Below are 16,482 nucleotides of genomic sequence, written 5' to 3'. Positions count from 1 at the left end.
CCTGGAGGCGCACCGCACCCCCGCCCTTCGGCTCGCGCCCGCCCCGTGGTCAGCGCGAGACACCGGCGTCAGCCCGAGACGCCGCGCGCTCCGCGAGACGCCGCCGGAACCCGCGGCGTCTCGCGCGGGCCGGGGCGTCTCGGTGGGAGCGACCACCGTCGTGCGCAACGCCCGCGGCGAACGCAGGTCGCGCCTCCCGGCAGTTCTGACGTACGATGGAACCCCGTGGCGGACACTCTCAGCGGCGGAACCAATTCTTCGACCTCGACCCCGAAGGTCACGAAGCAGATCTTCGTGACCGGCGGGGTCGTCTCGTCCCTCGGCAAGGGCCTGACGGCGGCCAGCCTCGGCAACCTGCTCACGGCACGCGGCCTCAAGGTCGTCATGCAGAAGCTCGACCCGTACCTCAACGTGGACCCGGGCACCATGAACCCGTTCCAGCACGGCGAGGTCTTCGTGACCGACGACGGCGCCGAGACGGACCTCGACATCGGGCACTACGAGCGCTTCCTCGACATCGACCTGTCGCAGGCCGCGAACGTCACGACCGGCCAGGTCTACTCGAGCGTCATCGCCAAGGAGCGTCGCGGCGAGTACCTCGGCGACACGGTCCAGGTCATCCCGCACATCACCGACGAGATCAAGCGGCGGATGCGCGAGCAGGCCGAGAACGACCCGCAGCCCGACGTCATCATCACCGAGGTCGGCGGCACGGTCGGTGACATCGAGTCCCAGCCCTTCATCGAGTCCGCACGCCAGGTCCGGCACGAGCTCGGCCGCAACAACGTGTTCTTCGTGCACGTGTCGCTCGTGCCGTTCATGAGCGCCTCGGGCGAGCAGAAGACCAAGCCGACGCAGCACTCGGTCGCCGCGCTCCGGTCCATCGGCATCCAGCCGGACGCCCTCGTGCTCCGCTCGGACCGCCCGGTGTCGGACGCGAACAAGCGCAAGATCGCCCTGATGTGCGACGTCGACGAGGACGCGGTGGTGAACGCGGTGGACGTGCCGTCGATCTACGACCTCCCGACGCTGCTGCACGACCAGGGCCTCGACCAGGTCATCATCGACGCGCTGAAGCTCGACGCGCACGACGTCGACTGGTCGGCCTGGAACCCGGTCCTCGACGCGGTGCACGAGCCGAAGAAGCACGTCACGATCGCCCTGGTCGGCAAGTACATCGACCTGCCGGACGCGTACCTGTCCGTCACCGAGGCCCTGCGCGCGGGCGGTTTCGCCCACAACGCCAAGGTCACGCTGAAGTGGGTCGTGTCCGACGACTGCACGACACCCGAGGGCGCCGCGAAGCAGCTCGGCGACGTCGACGGCATCTGCGTCCCCGGCGGCTTCGGCGTGCGCGGCATCGAGGGCAAGCTCGGTGCGCTCCGCTTCGCTCGCGAGCAGGGCATCCCCACGCTCGGCCTGTGCCTCGGCCTGCAGTGCATGGTCATCGAGTACGCCCGGCACGAGGCCGGCCTGACCGACGCGTCGAGCACCGAGTTCGACCCGGAGACCTCGACGCCGGTCATCGCGACCATGGCCGAGCAGGTCGACATCATCGCCGGTGGGGACATGGGCGGCACGATGCGCCTCGGCCTCTACCCCGCGAAGTTCGCCGACGGGTCGCTCGCCGCGTCGCTGTACGGTGCGCCGGAGGCCTCCGAGCGCCACCGCCACCGCTACGAGGTGAACAACGCCTACCGTCAGCAGATCGCGGACGCCGGCCTGGTGTTCTCGGGCACCTCGCCCGACGGCACCCTGGTCGAGTACGTCGAGCTGCCGCGCGACGTGCACCCGTTCTACATCGCCACGCAGGCGCACCCGGAGCTGCGCTCGCGGCCGACGAAGGCCCACCCGCTGTTCGCCGGGCTGGTCGACGCGGCGATCGCGCGGCACGAGGCGTCCAGCCTCTTCGACCCGGCCGAGGAGTCGGCGGAGGTCGTCGCCTGACGCGACCGGACGACTGACGGGCGCGGTGCCGGCTGGCACCGCGCCTCCCGTCCGTTGCGGGGCGCGTGCGGTTCTGATCCGTACCGCGGGAGCGACAGTGTGCGCGGAACCGTCGGCGGCGGACTGTCGCTTCCGCGGAACGGACGCGGCCTGAGGGGCCGCTCGTCGGGGCCGCGTGCCAGGATGGCTCGGTGACCACCGCTGACGACCCCACCGCTGCCGCACCGATCGCCGACGAACACGCCTCGTACGAGGTCACCGAGTCCACCGTCGTGTACGAGGGCGCGGTCTGGGACGTGCGCCGCGACCACGTCGACTACGACGGGCACGACATGGTCCGCGAGTACATCGACCACACCGGCGCCGTGGCCGTCTTCGCGGAGGACGACGACGGCCGTGTGCTCGTCATCCAGCAGTACCGGCACCCGGTGCAGCTGCGCGACTGGGAGCTGCCGGCCGGACTCCTCGACCACGAGGGCGAGGACCACCTGACCGCCGCGCAGCGGGAGCTCGGCGAAGAGGCGGACCTCGAGGCGGACCACTGGGAGCCCCTGGTCCGGTACAACACCTCGTCCGGTGGCAGCGACGAGTTCATCCAGGTCTACCGCGCCCGTGGGGTCCGTGCGACGGCGTCCGCGTTCGAGCGCGAGGCGGAGGAAGCCGACATCGTGACGCGGTGGGTGCCGCGCGCCGAGCTGGTCGAGGGCATCCTGGCCGGTCGGCTGCAGAACTCCGCGCTCGTCGTGGCGACCCTGGCGGTCGACGCGATCGAGCGGGGTGCGACCGAGCGCGGCGCGACGGCATGACCACCGCGCGGGGCTAGCGTCGAGGGGTGACCCCGCTCGATCGTGCCACCGACACGTACCTGCGGCACGTCGCCGTCGAGCGAGGGCTGTCGCAGCACACGGTCGCGGCCTACCGGCGGGACCTGGCGGTCTTCGCGGAGTGGCTCGCCTCGACGCGGGCGGTCGACTCCGCGGGCGCGGACCGGGCCGGGGGAGCGGAGGCCCTGACGGACGTCGCGCGGCTGACCCGTGCGGACGTCGCCGGGTTCGTCGCACACCTGACCTCGCGGCCGGAGCAGCCGCTCGCGCCCCGGTCGGTGGCGCGGATGCTCAGCTCGGTGCGCTCCTTCACCGCGTTCGCCGCCGCCGAGGGCTGGGTCCCGCTCGACCCGGGCACGGCCGTCCGCCCGCCGAAGGCACCGTCGCGCCTGCCGAAGGCGATCTCGGTGGACGACATGGAGCGGCTGCTCGGCGCCGCGGGCGCGGTGGACGACGACCCGGTGCAGCTCCGGGACCGGGCACTGCTGGAGCTGCTCTACGCCACGGGCGCGCGCATCTCCGAGGCGGTGGGGCTGTCCGTGGACGACGTCGCGACGCTGTCCGACCCCGAGGACGACGAGGGCGACGGGCTGGCGGTCGTGAAGGTCACCGGCAAGGGGAACAAGCAGCGCATCGTGCCGCTCGGCAGCTTCGCCCGGGCCGCGGTCGACGCCTACCTCGTGCGCGCGCGGCCGGTCTTCGCGGCCCGGGGTCCGTCGACCCCGGCGCTCTTCCTCGGAGCACGCGGCGCTCAGTTGTCGCGGCAGAGCGCGTGGCTCGTGATCCAGGCGGCGGCGGAACGGGCGGGGCTGTCGGCGCACGTGTCACCGCACACGTTCCGGCACTCGTTCGCGACGCACCTGCTCGAGGGCGGCGCCGACGTCCGCGTCGTGCAGGAGCTGCTCGGGCACGCGAGCGTCGCGACGACGCAGATCTACACGCTCGTCACGGCCGACATGCTGCGCGACGTGTACCAGACGGCGCACCCGCGGGCGCGGCGGTAGCGACCGGAGTCGGTGGGCCGGGGCGACGTGCGGCGCGACGTGCTCAGACACGACCGGAAGCACGTTGCGCCGTGGAGAAGCGTGGCGCGACGTGCTTTCGGCTGTGCGGGGAGCGCCGAGCACCGAGGGCCGCGGGCGCGGCGGTAGCGACCGGAGGTCGTCCTCAGAGCAGGTGGAACTGCGCGGACGCAGCCACCGCCCCCGTGGCGACGGCGACCACGAGGGCGCTCGCCGCAGCGCTCCGCCACAGCACGCGCCAGCCGCCGGTCGCGCCGGGACGGACGATCGCGACGACCCCCGCGACGACGGCCAGCGTGCTCGCTGCCCCGACCGGGTTCCACACGACCGACACGACCGCGAGCAGGACCGCCACGAGCGCCGCCGCCCCGACCCGCTGCACGGAGCCGCCGGAGGCCCACGAGCCGGTCCGGACCGCTCCGCCCTCGACCGAGAACGACGGTCCGGCCGGTGCGACGACGATCGGTGCGACGGGTTCCTGCCGGGCCGGGAGCACCCGCGTCGCCCCGCCCCACGCGTGACCGTCCCACCACCGCAGGCGGTGGGCGTCCTGGGGGTCCGGGAACCAGCCTGCGGCCGGCAGCGTCACGGGGTGCTCCTCGAGGGTGCGGTGGATGGTGCACCTCGACGCTACGCAGCCGGGAGGTACGCCCACAGTCCCACAGCGGGTGTCGGCAACAAGGGGGACCAGTCGGTGCGCTACGGTCGGGCGGGTGATCACCGCCGACGCCCATACCCTGTCCGCCTTCTGGTCCGCCCGCCGTGACGAGGCACCGGAGCTCCCCGAGGCCGTGCCGGAGGCGTGGGCGTTCGGCGCCACGCCGGACCACGCCGACGGTCTGCTCGACCTGGTGCTCCGCGGGATCAAGGACGGCACGGCGTCGTCGATGTGGGACTACGAGGCGACGGGCGACCCGCTGCCCGAGGTCGGCGAGCTCAGCGTCATCCTCGACGGTCGGGGCGAACCCCGCGCCGTCATCGAGACGACGGACCTGCGGGTCGTGCCGTTCGACCAGGTCGGCGAGGAGCACGCCCGCGCCGAGGGCGAGGGCGACCGCACCCTCGCGCACTGGCGCGCGGTGCACGAGCGCTACTGGCGCGAGCACTCCGAGAACCCGCGCGGGTACGAGCCGGACATGCCGGTGCTGTGCGAGCGCTTCCGGCTGCTCTGGCCGGAGGCGCCCGCCGAGGCCTGAGCGGGGAGCCCTGAGCGGGGAGCCCTACGCAGGGACGGCCGCCGCGTCGACCTCGTCCATGACGGCCTTCGTCGCCGCGAGCAGCCGGGCGTTGAAGTCGACCCCGAGCTGGTTCGGCACCGTGACGAGCACGGTGTCGGCGGCCCGGACCGCGGCGTCGGCGGCGAGCTCGGCCACGAGCTGCTCCGGCTCCCCGATGTACGAGCGGCCGAACCGGGCGAGGCCGCCGTCCAGGTGCCCGACCTGGTCCTGCCCCTCGACCTGCGCCCGCACCCCGAAGTAGTGCCGCGACTCGTCGTCGGTGATCGGGATGATGCTGCGCGACACCGAGACGCGCGGTGCCCGCTCCCAGCCCATCTCGGCCCAGGTGGTCCGGAAGCGCTCGATCTGCTCGGCCTGCAGCTGGTCGAAGGGCACGCCGGTGTCCTCGGTGAGCAGGGTCGAGGACATGAGGTTCATCCCCTGCTCGGCCGTCCACTCGGCGGTCGCGCGGGTGCCGGCGCCCCACCAGATCCGGTCGGGCAGCGTGGCCGACAGCGGGGACACCGCCAGCGAGCCGGCGGACCCGGTCATCTGCGGGTTCGCGTGTGCCATCGGCTCCCCGGCGATCGCGCGACGGAACACGTCGGTGTGCGAGCGTGCCATGTCGCCGCCGTTGGTGTCGTGCGCCTCGGGGACGTAGCCGAACTGCTGGTACCCGGCGAGGGCGGTCTCGGGTGACCCCCGCGAGACGCCGAGCTGCAGTCGGCCGCCCGAGATGAGGTCGGTGGCCGCGGCCTCCTCGGCCATGTAGAGCGGGTTCTCGTAGCGCATGTCGATCACGCCGGTGCCGATCTCGATGCGGCTGGTCCGGGCGGCGATCGCCGAGAGCAGCGGGAACGGTGCCGCCTGCTGCGGGGCGAAGTGGTGCACACGGAAGTACGCGCCGTCGACACCCGACTCCTCGGCAGCGACGGCGAGGTCGATCGCCTGCACGAGGGCCTCGCGGCCGCTGCGCACACGCGAGCCCGGCACGTCGCGCCAGTGCCCGAAGGACAGGAACCCGATCTTCGTCATGCCGATGCGAACGCATGCTGCTGCTGCCGCATTCCGACCGGACTACGGTCGTCGGCATGGACGACCCACGCACGGCGCTGACGGACGAACGGCGGCGCAACGAGCGGCTGCTCGCCGACGTCGAGCGCAGCATGCGGGACGTCAGCGACGCACGGCAGGACGCCAACTCGGACGACGAGCACGACCCCGAGGGGGCGACCCTCGCCTGGGAACGCGGCTCGCTCGGTGCGGTGCGCGACGACGCACGGAACCGGATCCGCCTGGTCGACGCCGCGCTCGCGCGGCTCGACGCCGGCACCTACGGGCGGTGCGGCGTCGGCGGCGAACCGATCCCGGCGGCCCGTCTGGACGCGGTCCCGTGGGCCGCGACGTGCGTCGCACACGCGTGACGCGCCTCCAGACCGGTGGGCCGTGCTGCTGACGGTCTCGCGGCCGGACCGAGACGGGCCCGTCTGCACGGCACGCCGCGCAGCGCGTGGGGCGGCGTGGCATCTGCGGCCGCCTCGGTGAGACCGCGGCGTCTCGACGGAACGGCGGCCGGGAGGCGCGGTGCACCCCCGCCCCGCCACCCACGTCGCGTGGACCGGTTGCGCCGCCGTTTCCCAGCCGCGCGCCCTAGGTTGCCGCCATGGACGACACCCACGAGCGACCCGACGCGGTCGTGCGTGCCGACACCACGGCTCCCGAGACCGACGCCGACGACCGTCACCGCCGCTTCCGGTGGTTCCGTCGAGTGCGGGCGTGGATCCACGCGCGGCCCGGTGTGCACCTGTTCTACAAGGTGCTCGTCGGGATCGTCGGGGGGCTCGTCGTGGTGATCGGGCTGATCCTCGTGCCACTGCCCGGCCCCGGCTGGCTCGTGGTGTTCATCGGCCTGACGATCCTGGCCAGCGAGTTCCACTTCTTCCACCGCATCATCACGTGGTTGCGTGCGCAGCTGCACCGCTTCTGGGACTGGGCGAAGGCGCACGGGCCGCAGTGGCTGCGGAAGGCTGCGGACCGGGGCAAGGCCGACGTCGACGCGGCCCACGCCGATGCACACCGCAGCACCGGGGTGCGGGCGCAGCGGCCGAACCGGGCGCGACCGGGGCACTGACCGCCGACCGCGTCGGTCGGGCCGTGGCTACTCGGCGACGGTCCGGACGGCGCCCGTCGCCGTGCGCTCGACGGTCTCGGCGGCGCGCTCCTCGACACCGGCCGCGCTGCGGGAGGTGACCTGCAGCACGAGCGCGGTCGTCGCTGCGAGGACGATGAAGGCGCCGTACCCGGCGAGCACCGGTACGAAGCCGAACGCCGGCTCGACCAGACCGGCCACGACGGCCGGCACCCCGAACGCCAGGTAGCTGACGATGTAGACCGACGACAGCAGCCCGGCGCGGTGCGTGGGGGCGGCGGTCGCGAGGAGCATCCGCAGCGGCGCCTGGAACCCCGCACCGAAGCCGACGCCCGCGATCGCGCTGCCGACGACGAGCCCGGGCAGCGAGTGCGCGAACACGAAGGACACGGTGACGACCGGGCCGACGATGAGCGCGACGAGGCCGAGGAACAGGCTCCGACGCGTGTCGAAGCGCTGGATCGCGAGCCCCGTGAGCCCGCCGACACCGGTGACGACGGCGATCAGGGCTCCGGCCGCGAAGTGGTCGTGGATGCCGAAGACCGCACCGAGCGCCGACGGCACGAGCGACAGGAACAGCCCGCCCAGTGCCCAGCTGGCGACCAGCGCACCGGCGACGCCGCGGAACAGCGCTCGCGAGGCCCGGGGGACGGACACCGTCGGGCGGAGGGAGCGGAGCGCACCCGGTCGGCGGGTGACCCGCTCGGGCACGACGACCAGGGCGGCGACGAGGAGCAGCAGGAGCGCGCCGAACAGCACGTAGACGAGCTGCTCCGGTGCCGGGCCCCACTCGACGAGGGCGCCGCTCGACACCGCGCCGGTCGCCAGGGCGAAGGGTGGGACGGCGCCGTTCAGCACGCCGGCGAGCGAGGGGAAGCGGTCGAGCGAGTTGTCGATGAGGGCCGCGCCGAGGGCACCGATGAGCAGCCCGACGGCGACGCCCTGCACGATGCGGTCGAGCACGAGCGCCCCGAAGCCGTCCGCCCCGGTGAACAGCACGAGCGAGACGACGAGCAGCAGGCCGCCGGCGACGAGCACGGGCTTCCGGCCGACGTGGTCGGAGAGCCGCCCGGCGACGAGCATCGTGACGAGGAGTCCGGCGACGTAGATCGCGAACACCCCGGTGAGCATGAGCGGCGTGAGGTCCCACTCGGCGGCGTAGACGGGGTAGATCGGCGAGGGGACCGAGGACGACGCCATCGCCACGAAGAGCATGGCGGCGAGGATCCAGAACCCCGCGACTCCGCGTGCTGTCTGCATGGTGACACCTTCCCGCCGGATCGACTGCTGTACGAGCACATTCGTACAGCAGGTGCCAGTACGACGCAAGTCGTACTGTCCGGTCGGCGGTGCTACCGTCGTCGCATGCCCGTCGCGCCCGTGGACTCCGCCGTCACGCCAGAACGCCTGCCGCAGCCGACCGTCGCCGAGATGGACCTGCCGGTCGTGCTCGACGCGCTGAGCGACCCGATCCGGCTCACGATCCTGCACCGCTACCTGGTCGACGCCGCCGGCGGGGTGCGCAGCTGCGGGTGGGTCGGGGTCGACCGGCCGAAGTCGACGCTGACGCACCACTTCCGTGTGCTGCGCGAGGCAGGCCTGCTCGAGCAGCACCAGGAGGGCCTGACGCGGTCGAGCCGGGTCCGGGTCGAGGACGTGCAGCAGCGCTTCCCCGGACTGCTCGACCTGGTGGCCGCGTGGCAGGTCCCCGCGTCCGTCATGCGCACGGAGGTCCCCGCGTGACCCAGCGGGCACGGGCAGCAGCGGCCCACGAACTGCCGACCATCACGACCGACCCCGCCGTGACGACGGCGCTCGCCGCGGACCTCGACGCCGCGGGCTTCACCGTCGAGCGCATCGACGCGCTCTGGGGCAGTGAGGCCGCCGCATCGCTGCACCGAGGCTCACGGGTCGCCGCGCTGCGGGCACTCGCCGCGCGTGAGACGACGCCGCTGACCACCCTCGCGACGCTGTTCGTGCTCGGCCTGCCGGTCGACCGCGCCGATGCCGAGCGGGCGTTCCCGACGGCCGGACTCGACCGGGTCCTGGCCGCGGGGCTCCTGCGCAGCGACGACGGTTCGGGCCACGACGAGATCGACGACTCCGGGCTGCCGGACACCGAGCACCGACGGGTGCACCCGACCGTCGACCTGCGGCCCTACGCCTTCGTCGACGACCAGGGCGCCGGCAGCTGGTGGATCGTCTCGGACCTCGGCGAGCTCGCGCTCGGCACCGCCCTGGGCGAGGAACACGTGCTCGGCATCGGCGGTGCGACCACCACGCTCTCCGGGCTGCAGGTCCCGGTGCCGGTCCGACGGGTGCTCGACCTCGGGACCGGTTGCGGGATCCAGGCCATGCACGCGCGGCGCTTCGCCGAGCAGGTCGTCGCCACGGACATCTCGCGCCGCGCGCTCGACATCGCCCGGTTCAACGCCGCGCTGAACGGCATCGACGGCATCGAGTTCCGGCTGGGCTCGCTGTACGAGCCGGTGGCGGGAGAGCGCTTCGACCGCATCGTGTCGAACCCGCCGTTCGTCATCACCCCGCGACGCGACGACGTGCCGTCCTACGAGTACCGCGACGGCGGGATGGTCGGCGACGCGCTCGTCGAGACCGTGCTCCGCGGGCTCGCCGACCACCTGGAGCCCGGCGGGACCGCGCAGCTGCTCGGCAACTGGGAGTACCGCTGGGGCGTGGACGGGCTCGACCGGGTGCGCTCGTGGTTCGCCGACGCCGAGGACCTCGACCTGTGGGTCGTCGAACGGGAGCGCGAGGACCCGCCCGCCTACGCCGAGACCTGGATCCGGGACGGCGGCACGAAGCCCGGCACGGAAGCGTTCGACCGGCTCGTGGACGCCTGGCTCGACGACTTCGCCACCCGCCGGGTCACGGGGGTCGGCTTCGGGTACGTGGTCGTCCGGCGTGCGTCGGCGACGGACGCCGACCGGCCGGGAGGCACGGCTCGCCTCCGCCGCACCGAGCGCGTCCCCGAGGCGCTCGGCTCCAACCCCGTGGGGCTCGGCGCGACGGTCGCCCGGGTGCTCGACGCTGCCGAGTGGCTCGCGGCGAGCGACGACCGGGCCCTCGCGGCCGCACACCTGCGGGTCGCCGGGGACGTCACCGAGGAACGGCACTACTGGCCCGGGAACGACGACCCGACGGTGATCACGCTCGTGCAGGGCGGCGGCTTCGGCCGGCGGGTGGACGCGGACACGGCGCTCGCCGCGTTCGTGGGTGCCTGTGACGGGGACCTGTCGGTCGCGGCGATCGTCGGCGCCCTCGCGCAGATCACCGGCGTCGACGAGGACGCGCTCACGGCAGACCTGCTGCCGCGCGTGCGCGACCTGGTGCTGGACGGCCTGCTGCTCGCACCGACGTCCTGAGCGCGCCCCGCGCCTGGCGTCCGGTCAGCGGGAGCGGTGGTCGCGCCAGGTGTGCTCGGGGGCGTAGCCGAGGAGCTCGCGGGCCTTCTCGCTCGACAGCAGCGAGCTCGTCCCGTCGATGTCCGTACGGCGCTCGATGTCCGGCACGAAGCGCTCGACGAGCTCGATCGTCGGGGTGTCCATCACGGTGTCGGGGCTCGCGATCACGAACGCCTCGAACCCGGTGAGCTCGGCCTCGAGCGACTTCCGCACCGCCTGCGCCCCGTCGCGGGAGTCGATGTACGACCACAGGTTGAACGTCTTGGCCTCCGGCGAGGCGTCCCACGGGAAGGACGGGTAGTCGGTCTCGTCCATCACGTTCGAGAACCGCAGCCCGATCATCTTCAGCTCCGGGTCCCACCGGGTGAAGTGGCGGGCCATCTCCTCCTCGACGGCCTTGCCGAGCGAGTACGACGACTGCGGGCGGACCGCGAACTCCTCGTCGACGGGCAGGTACGGCGGGTGGTGCTCACCCATCGGGATGCCGAGCAGGGTCTCGCTCGACGCCCACACGACGTTCTTGATGCGTGCGACCCGGGCGGCGTGGAAGACGTTGATCGACGCGGTGACGTTGTTCGTGATGAGCGCCACGTCGGGCACCTGGCCCGGTGCAGGGACGGCGGCGAGGTGCACGACGGCGTCGACGCGGTCGTAGCGGTCGTCGATGCCGGTCAGTGCGCCGAGGACCTGGCCGTAGTCGCTCAGGTCGACGCGGACGAACGGCACCCGCTCGGGCTTGTCGGGTGAGGGCACCCGGTCGAGCAGGACGACGTCGTACCCGTGCTCGTCGAGGTCGCGGACGACCGCCCGTCCGAGCTTGCCGCTGCCTCCGGTCACCACAACACGCGTCATCGCGTCACTCCACATCGTCGTCGGACGGCCTGGTCGGCCGGCTCCCATCCTGCCGTGCGCGCCCGCGTCGGGACCAGGCACTGGTGGTACCTGTCCGGGCGGCGCAGCCCGATGCGCCGGGTCAGGGCGGGTCGGCGCTCAGGCGGAGGCGGTCGTGACCGACTGTGCGACGGCCAGCCGGGCGACGAGCTCGACGTGCTCGGCCATGTCCCGTGACGGGTCGTAGAGCCACTGGATCTGCATGCCGTCCGAGATCGCCAGCAGCACGCTCGCCAGCTGCTCGACGTCCACGTCGGTGCGGAGCCGACCGTCCTGCTGCATGGCCCGGAAGTCCCGGGTGAAGTCGTCGCGGCTGCGCTCGTAGCGTTCGCGGAAGTACTCGTGCGCGGGGTGTCCGGCGTCGGTCGCGGCGGCGGCGGACAGGTTCACGAACATCTGCACGAGTCCGGGGACCTCGGTGTTGTGCCGGACGATCGCCGCGAGGAACGCACCGGGGTCCTCGGCGGCGGTGCCCCAGTCGTGCGCCAGGTCGACCTCGTCGCGACGGCGGAGGATCTCCACCCAGAGGTCGTCCTTCGAGTCGAAGTAGTGCAGCAGCCCGGCCTGGGTGAGCCCGACCGCGTCGGCGATGTCCTTGATGCTCGTGCGTCGGAACCCCTGCTGGGCGACGAGGTCGAGCGCGACCGTGAGGATCTCCTCGCGCTTCGCGATGCCCTTCGCGTACGAACCCCGTCGTGCCATGGCGCGAGCGTACCGCCCGTTCCGGGCGCGAGAAACCTACTCCTGATAGGTTTTGCCTGCTACGCTGACGACAGCCGCCGACGAAGGCGCGCGGAGGTCATGCCCCGGCGCCCGTCGCACAACGAAGGGACCGACCATCGTGACCACCGTGGACGACACCACCCGCGCCTCCCGGCCGACCGCCGCGTCGCCGCTGGCCGAGCGCATCGACGCGCTCCTCGGACAGCTGACGACCGCGGAGAAGGTCCAGCTGCTCACCGGCCGTGACTTCTGGACGACCTGGCCGGTCGAGAAGATCGGTCTCCGCCGCATCCTGATGTCCGACGGCCCGTCCGGTGTCCGCGGCGAGGTCTGGGACGAGCGCGACCCGTCGCTCAACCTGCCCTCCGCCACCGCGCTGTCGGCGAGCTGGGACCGGGCGATCGCGAAGCGCTACGGGGCAGCGGCCGCGGTCGAGGCACGACGCAAGGGCGTCGACGTCGTGCTCGGCCCGACCATCAACCTGCACCGGTCGCCCCTGGGTGGGCGGCACTTCGAGGCGTTCAGCGAGGACCCGGTGCTCACCGGCGACCTCGCCGCGTCGTACGTCGACGGCGTGCAGGAGAACGGCGTCGCCGCGACCCCGAAGCACTACGTCGCGAACGACTACGAGACCGACCGCTTCACCGCGTCGACCGAGGTGTCCGACCGGGCGCTCCGCGAGCTGTACCTGCTCGCGTTCGAGAAGGCCGTGACCGAGGCGCACGCCTGGGCGATCATGTCGTCCTACAACGCGATCAACGGTGTCACCGCGTCGGAGAACGACCTGCTGGAGACCCCGCTCAACTCGGAGTGGGGCTTCGACGGCATCGTCGTGTCCGACTGGACCGGTGTGCGCTCGGTGGACTCGGCGAAGGCGTCGCAGGACGTCGCGATGCCCGGACCGAACCCGTGGTGGAGCGAGGGTCCGCTGCTGCAGGCGGTCGAGTCGGGCGAGGTCCCGGTGGAGGCGATCGACCGCAAGGTCCGCCGGATCCTGACCCTGGCCGCCCGCGTCGGTGCGCTCGAGGGCTTCGAGCCCGTCGCGGCGGAGCCCGTGCACGTCGAGGACGGCGTCGCGTTCGTCCGCGAGGCCGAGGCCGAGGGCACGGTCCTCGTCCGGAACACCGGCATCCTGCCGCTCGACGCCCCCGCGGTGTCGCGGATCGCGCTCCTGGGGCACAACGCCGACCAGGCCCGCACACAGGGCGGCGGATCGGCGACGGTCGTGCCGGAGCACGTCGTGACGCCCATCGAGGGCATCCGGGCGGCCTTCCCGGGCGCGACGGTGGACTACGCCATCGGCGCCGTCGTGCAGGAGGGCATCGCGGAGTTCCCGCTGTCGAGCATCACGAACCCCGCGACCGGCGAGCCCGGTGCCCGGGTGGCGTTCGTCAAGGACGGCGAGGAGCTGTTCGTCGAGGACCGCCGTGCCACCGCGCTGTTCTGGTTCGGCGGCGATGCCCCGATCCGCGAGTCCGACCGACTCGACGTCACCACGACCTACACCGCCGAGACGACGGGCACCGTGCGGCTCGGCATCGGCGCCGCGGGTCGCTCCCGCATGTGGGTCGACGGCGAACTCCTGCTCGACGAGACGGTCCCGGTCGAGGGCGACCAGCTCGGCGCGGCGTTCCTCAACCCGCCCGCGCGCTCCGTGCCGGTGACGGTCGAGGCCGGGCAGCAGCTCGCGATCCGGATCGAGCACGACATCGTGCAGGACGACGCACTCGGCGGCGTGCTCGCCTACCAGTTCGGCACCGAGCCGAGCGACGCCGACCCCGCAGCGCTCATCGAGGCCGCCGTCGCCACGGCCCGCGACGCCGACGTGGCGATCGTCGTCGTCGGCACGAACAGCAAGGTCGAGTCCGAGGGCTACGACCGCTCGTCGCTCGCGCTGCCCGGCCACCAGGACGACCTGGTCCGTGCCGTCGCCGCCGTGAACCCGAACACCGTCGTCGTGGTGAACTCCGGTTCGCCGGTGGAGATGCCGTGGCGGGACGACGTCGCCGCGGTGCTCCTGACCTGGTTCGGCGGGCAGGAGTACGGCAACGCGCTCGCCGACGTGCTGACCGGCGCGGCGGAGCCCGGTGGTCGCCTGCCCACCACGTGGCCGGCCGCCCTCGCCGACGTCCCGGTGCAGGACGTCACGCCGGTCGACGGCAAGGTCGCGTACGACGAGGGCGTGCACGTCGGGTACCGCGCCTGGCTGCGTGCCGGCACCGAGCCCGCCTACCCCTTCGGGTACGGCCTCGGGTACACCACCTGGACGATCGACGGCGTCTCCGCATCGCCCACAGTCACCGAGGGGGACGCAGCGATCGTCACCGCGACCGTCGCGAACACCGGTGACCGCGCCGGGAAGCACGTCGTGCAGGTCTACGCGTCGCGTGCGCAGTCAGCGGTCGACCGTCCGGTGCGGTGGCTCGTCGGGTTCGCGCCCGTCCGGCTCGGTGCGGGGGAGTCCACCGAGGTGTCGATCGAGGTCCCGGCCCGGGCGTTCGCGCACTGGGACGGCGCCTGGCGCTACGAGCCCGGGACGTTCGAGCTCCACGTCGGCGCGTCCGTCGTCGACCTCGCCGGCTCGGCGACCCTCGAACTGGAGTGAGCCGATTTCCGCACGAGCGCGGGTTCATTCAGTAGCATGAACCCGCGCCAGTCGGCTGGTTACCGTCGGCGCGCGCACCACCGAGGGCTCGTCGCGTGAGCGAAGCGGCCTCCTGATCCGGTCGTGGAACCCCTTCGAGTCCGGTGCGTCCAGAATGCGTCCCCGCGTCCGCGCGGGGGCGCATTCGTCGTTGTGGGGACAATGGTCTGCGGGCGCACCTTTTGCCTTGTGACCAGGGATTGTCACGATTATCTGACAGTCCGTCACTTGTCCGTGTAACGATGATGACAAATCCTTCGAAAAGTGAAAGAGTGTTGTCACCATCCCGTGCGGATCAGGGACGAGATGGTCATCCGGCCCGGGGCTCGTCGGACCTCACCACCCCGACTCGAGCCCCGGCCGGTTGCCCCGCCGCGAGCCGGAGCCGCGGCCGGCCCAGCCGCGGTCAGCCCAGGCGCGGGACGACCTCCTCGGCGACGATCCGCAGGATGCGTTCGTGCGCCGCGGCGTCGCCGTTCGCCGGCAGGGTGATCACGAGCTCGTCGGTCGACTGCACGGCCGGGTCGGCGGCGAGTGCGTCGACGATCTCGTCCACGCCACCCGACACGATCCTGCTGAAGCGGAAGGGCGGGCCGCTCGGGGGCGGCCCTCGTCGTCCATGCCGCTCGCGTAGCCGGTCAGGAACTCCTCGTGCACCCGGCGGTCGTGGTCGTCGAGCAGCGGCACGACGATCCTGCCCACCGCGACCCGCGGCGTGCGGCCCGGGTGCTCGCCGGCCGCCTGCAGCTCCGCGAACCGCTCTCGGTACGCGGTGAGCTGGTCCGCCTGCGCCTGCGCGAAGGGGGCGCCGGTGTCCTCGGTGTTGAGCGTCGAGCAGTGCAGCAGCAGACCCTTCTCGGCCGTGCGGATCGCCGTGCCCGTGCTGCCACCGCCCCACCAGACGCGGTCACGAAGACCCGGTGACAGGGGCTGCAGCGCCAGGTCCGCGCCGGCCGGGATGCTCTCGTAGCCCTTCCCGGCGGTGCCGAGCGGCTCGCCCTGCAGGACCTCGAGCAGCCGCGCAGCCCGGGCCTCGGCCTCGTCGCGGAAGCTGCGCTCCGAGCCGCCGAACACCGGGTCGAGGATCGGCCCGTACCCGGCGATCCCGGTGCTGATCCCGAGCTGCACGCGGCCACCGCTGAGCAGGTCGACCGTGCTGGCGTCCTCGGCGAGGCGGATCGGGTCCTCGTAGCGCATCCCGAGGACGGCCGTCCCGAAGCCGATCGTGCTGGTGCGCTGGGCGGCCGCCGCGAAGAACGTCATCGGGCTGGTCAGGAACGGCTCGAAGTGTCGGCCACGCACCCAACCGGTGCCGTAACCGAGTGACTCGGCCGTCTCGAACAGGCGCAGGCCGTCCTCCAGCGCGGCGGCCGCACCGGCGGTGCCGCCGTGGTTGGGGACGAAGGAGAGGAAGCCGAGTTCGCGCACGGCCCGAGTCTATGCGCGTGCATCCATTCGCGGCAGGGTATCGGACGGGAGGCGCGGGGCGCGGCCGCCGCGCGCGCTCCGGTCCGCGAGTGTCGGGCAGGAGGCGCGGCTCGTCGCTGCCTCGCGCCCTGCGGTGGGTGCCTGCGGACGGGAGGCGCGTGGCGGGCCCGCGCCGTGCCTCCCGGTCGTCGCCGCCCCGTCTCCCGGTCACCACC

Annotated in this window: 16 protein-coding genes; 9 read left to right on the top strand and 7 right to left on the bottom strand. The window is 72.9% G+C overall.

The features are described from left to right. Nucleotides 1-225 precede the first annotated feature (225 nt). The 3 genes from LCG91_RS13730 (at nucleotide 226) to LCG91_RS13720 (ending at nucleotide 3,775) form a co-directional block, all read left to right on the top strand. Entirely contained in the window at nucleotides 226-1,947 is a 1,722-nt protein-coding gene (locus tag LCG91_RS13730) for a CTP synthase (protein WP_058749256.1), read from the top strand. Between the two features lie 191 nt (nucleotides 1,948-2,138). Next, nucleotides 2,139-2,753, top strand: coding sequence for an NUDIX domain-containing protein (locus LCG91_RS13725; protein ID WP_058727702.1), 615 nt, complete (start codon nucleotides 2,139-2,141; stop codon nucleotides 2,751-2,753). Nucleotides 2,754-2,779: 26 nt separating this feature from the next. Beyond that, complete coding sequence (locus tag LCG91_RS13720) at nucleotides 2,780-3,775, top strand: site-specific tyrosine recombinase XerD (RefSeq protein ID WP_224441739.1); 996 nt, start codon at nucleotides 2,780-2,782, stop codon at nucleotides 3,773-3,775. A 163-nt stretch (nucleotides 3,776-3,938) separates the two neighbouring features. On the opposite strand, the gene LCG91_RS13715 is transcribed toward LCG91_RS13720, so the two are convergent. Further along, complete coding sequence (locus LCG91_RS13715) at nucleotides 3,939-4,382, bottom strand: DUF2510 domain-containing protein (RefSeq protein WP_224441738.1); 444 nt, start codon at nucleotides 4,380-4,382, stop codon at nucleotides 3,939-3,941. Nucleotides 4,383-4,509: 127 nt separating this feature from the next. Between LCG91_RS13715 and LCG91_RS13710 the strand changes: the two genes are divergently transcribed. Next, complete coding sequence (locus LCG91_RS13710; protein ID WP_224443160.1) at nucleotides 4,510-4,989, top strand: ASCH domain-containing protein; 480 nt, start codon at nucleotides 4,510-4,512, stop codon at nucleotides 4,987-4,989. Nucleotides 4,990-5,013: 24 nt separating this feature from the next. Here the strand turns inward: LCG91_RS13710 and LCG91_RS13705 are convergent, their stop codons facing one another. Beyond that, complete coding sequence (locus LCG91_RS13705) at nucleotides 5,014-6,045, bottom strand: LLM class flavin-dependent oxidoreductase (protein WP_411955808.1); 1,032 nt, start codon at nucleotides 6,043-6,045, stop codon at nucleotides 5,014-5,016. Between the two features lie 56 nt (nucleotides 6,046-6,101). On the opposite strand from LCG91_RS13705, the gene LCG91_RS13700 reads away from it, so the two are divergent. Together LCG91_RS13700 and LCG91_RS13695 are read left to right on the top strand one after the other, a co-directional pair. Then, nucleotides 6,102-6,434: a TraR/DksA family transcriptional regulator gene (locus tag LCG91_RS13700; RefSeq protein WP_224441737.1), complete on the top strand. Its 333-nt coding sequence runs from the start codon at nucleotides 6,102-6,104 to the stop codon at nucleotides 6,432-6,434. A 239-nt stretch (nucleotides 6,435-6,673) separates the two neighbouring features. Then, nucleotides 6,674-7,141 carry a TIGR02611 family protein gene (locus tag LCG91_RS13695; RefSeq protein ID WP_082688257.1) on the top strand — a complete coding sequence of 156 codons (468 nt, stop codon included), beginning with the start codon at nucleotides 6,674-6,676 and terminating at the stop codon, nucleotides 7,139-7,141. A 27-nt stretch (nucleotides 7,142-7,168) separates the two neighbouring features. Here the strand turns inward: LCG91_RS13695 and LCG91_RS13690 are convergent, their stop codons facing one another. Continuing rightward, nucleotides 7,169-8,419, bottom strand: a complete 1,251-nt coding sequence (locus LCG91_RS13690) for an MFS transporter (RefSeq protein WP_224441736.1) — start codon at nucleotides 8,417-8,419, stop codon at nucleotides 7,169-7,171. A 105-nt stretch (nucleotides 8,420-8,524) separates the two neighbouring features. On the opposite strand from LCG91_RS13690, the gene LCG91_RS13685 reads away from it, so the two are divergent. Next, nucleotides 8,525-8,902 (top strand): ArsR/SmtB family transcription factor, encoded by a 378-nt coding sequence (locus LCG91_RS13685; RefSeq protein WP_058727707.1) that lies wholly within the window; start codon nucleotides 8,525-8,527, stop codon nucleotides 8,900-8,902. Next, nucleotides 8,899-10,542 carry a methyltransferase gene (locus LCG91_RS13680; protein ID WP_224441735.1) on the top strand — a complete coding sequence of 548 codons (1,644 nt, stop codon included), beginning with the start codon at nucleotides 8,899-8,901 and terminating at the stop codon, nucleotides 10,540-10,542. The genes LCG91_RS13685 and LCG91_RS13680 overlap by 4 nt, the downstream gene beginning before the upstream one ends. Nucleotides 10,543-10,566: 24 nt before the next feature. Here the strand turns inward: LCG91_RS13680 and LCG91_RS13675 are convergent, their stop codons facing one another. After that, nucleotides 10,567-11,433 carry an NAD-dependent epimerase/dehydratase family protein gene (locus tag LCG91_RS13675; protein ID WP_224441734.1) on the bottom strand — a complete coding sequence of 289 codons (867 nt, stop codon included), beginning with the start codon at nucleotides 11,431-11,433 and terminating at the stop codon, nucleotides 10,567-10,569. 138 nt (nucleotides 11,434-11,571) lie between these two features. Beyond that, nucleotides 11,572-12,174, bottom strand: coding sequence for a TetR/AcrR family transcriptional regulator (locus LCG91_RS13670; RefSeq protein ID WP_224441733.1), 603 nt, complete (start codon nucleotides 12,172-12,174; stop codon nucleotides 11,572-11,574). Nucleotides 12,175-12,313: 139 nt separating this feature from the next. Between LCG91_RS13670 and LCG91_RS13665 the strand changes: the two genes are divergently transcribed. Next, the gene (locus tag LCG91_RS13665; RefSeq protein ID WP_224441732.1) at nucleotides 12,314-14,800 is read left to right on the top strand and encodes a beta-glucosidase family protein; all 2,487 of its coding nucleotides are present in this window, start codon (nucleotides 12,314-12,316) and stop codon (nucleotides 14,798-14,800) included. Between the two features lie 445 nt (nucleotides 14,801-15,245). Here the strand turns inward: LCG91_RS13665 and LCG91_RS13660 are convergent, their stop codons facing one another. Both LCG91_RS13660 and LCG91_RS13655 read right to left on the bottom strand, forming a co-directional pair. Beyond that, nucleotides 15,246-15,395 carry a hypothetical protein gene (locus LCG91_RS13660; RefSeq protein WP_224441731.1) on the bottom strand — a complete coding sequence of 50 codons (150 nt, stop codon included), beginning with the start codon at nucleotides 15,393-15,395 and terminating at the stop codon, nucleotides 15,246-15,248. Then, on the bottom strand, nucleotides 15,332-16,267 hold the full coding sequence (locus LCG91_RS13655) for an LLM class flavin-dependent oxidoreductase (RefSeq protein ID WP_224441730.1): 936 nt from the start codon (nucleotides 16,265-16,267) through the stop codon (nucleotides 15,332-15,334). The genes LCG91_RS13660 and LCG91_RS13655 overlap by 64 nt, the downstream gene beginning before the upstream one ends. Nucleotides 16,268-16,482: the final 215 nt, after the last annotated feature.

Origin of the sequence: Curtobacterium sp. TXMA1 (assembly GCF_020162095.1) — a bacterium.
Classification (GTDB): Bacteria; Actinomycetota; Actinomycetes; order Actinomycetales; family Microbacteriaceae; genus Curtobacterium.
This window is presented reverse-complemented; position numbering and strand designations above follow the sequence as displayed.

Coding starts and splice junctions, on each gene's coding strand:
- LCG91_RS13705 (WP_411955808.1), bottom strand. CDS start 6,045: ATGACGAAGATCGGGTTCCTGTCCTTCGGGCACTGGCGCGACGTGCCG.
- LCG91_RS13700 (WP_224441737.1), top strand. CDS start 6,102: ATGGACGACCCACGCACGGCGCTGACGGACGAACGGCGGCGCAACGAG.
- LCG91_RS13695 (WP_082688257.1), top strand. CDS start 6,674: ATGGACGACACCCACGAGCGACCCGACGCGGTCGTGCGTGCCGACACC.
- LCG91_RS13690 (WP_224441736.1), bottom strand. CDS start 8,419: ATGCAGACAGCACGCGGAGTCGCGGGGTTCTGGATCCTCGCCGCCATG.
- LCG91_RS13685 (WP_058727707.1), top strand. CDS start 8,525: ATGCCCGTCGCGCCCGTGGACTCCGCCGTCACGCCAGAACGCCTGCCG.
- LCG91_RS13675 (WP_224441734.1), bottom strand. CDS start 11,433: ATGACGCGTGTTGTGGTGACCGGAGGCAGCGGCAAGCTCGGACGGGCG.
- LCG91_RS13670 (WP_224441733.1), bottom strand. CDS start 12,174: ATGGCACGACGGGGTTCGTACGCGAAGGGCATCGCGAAGCGCGAGGAG.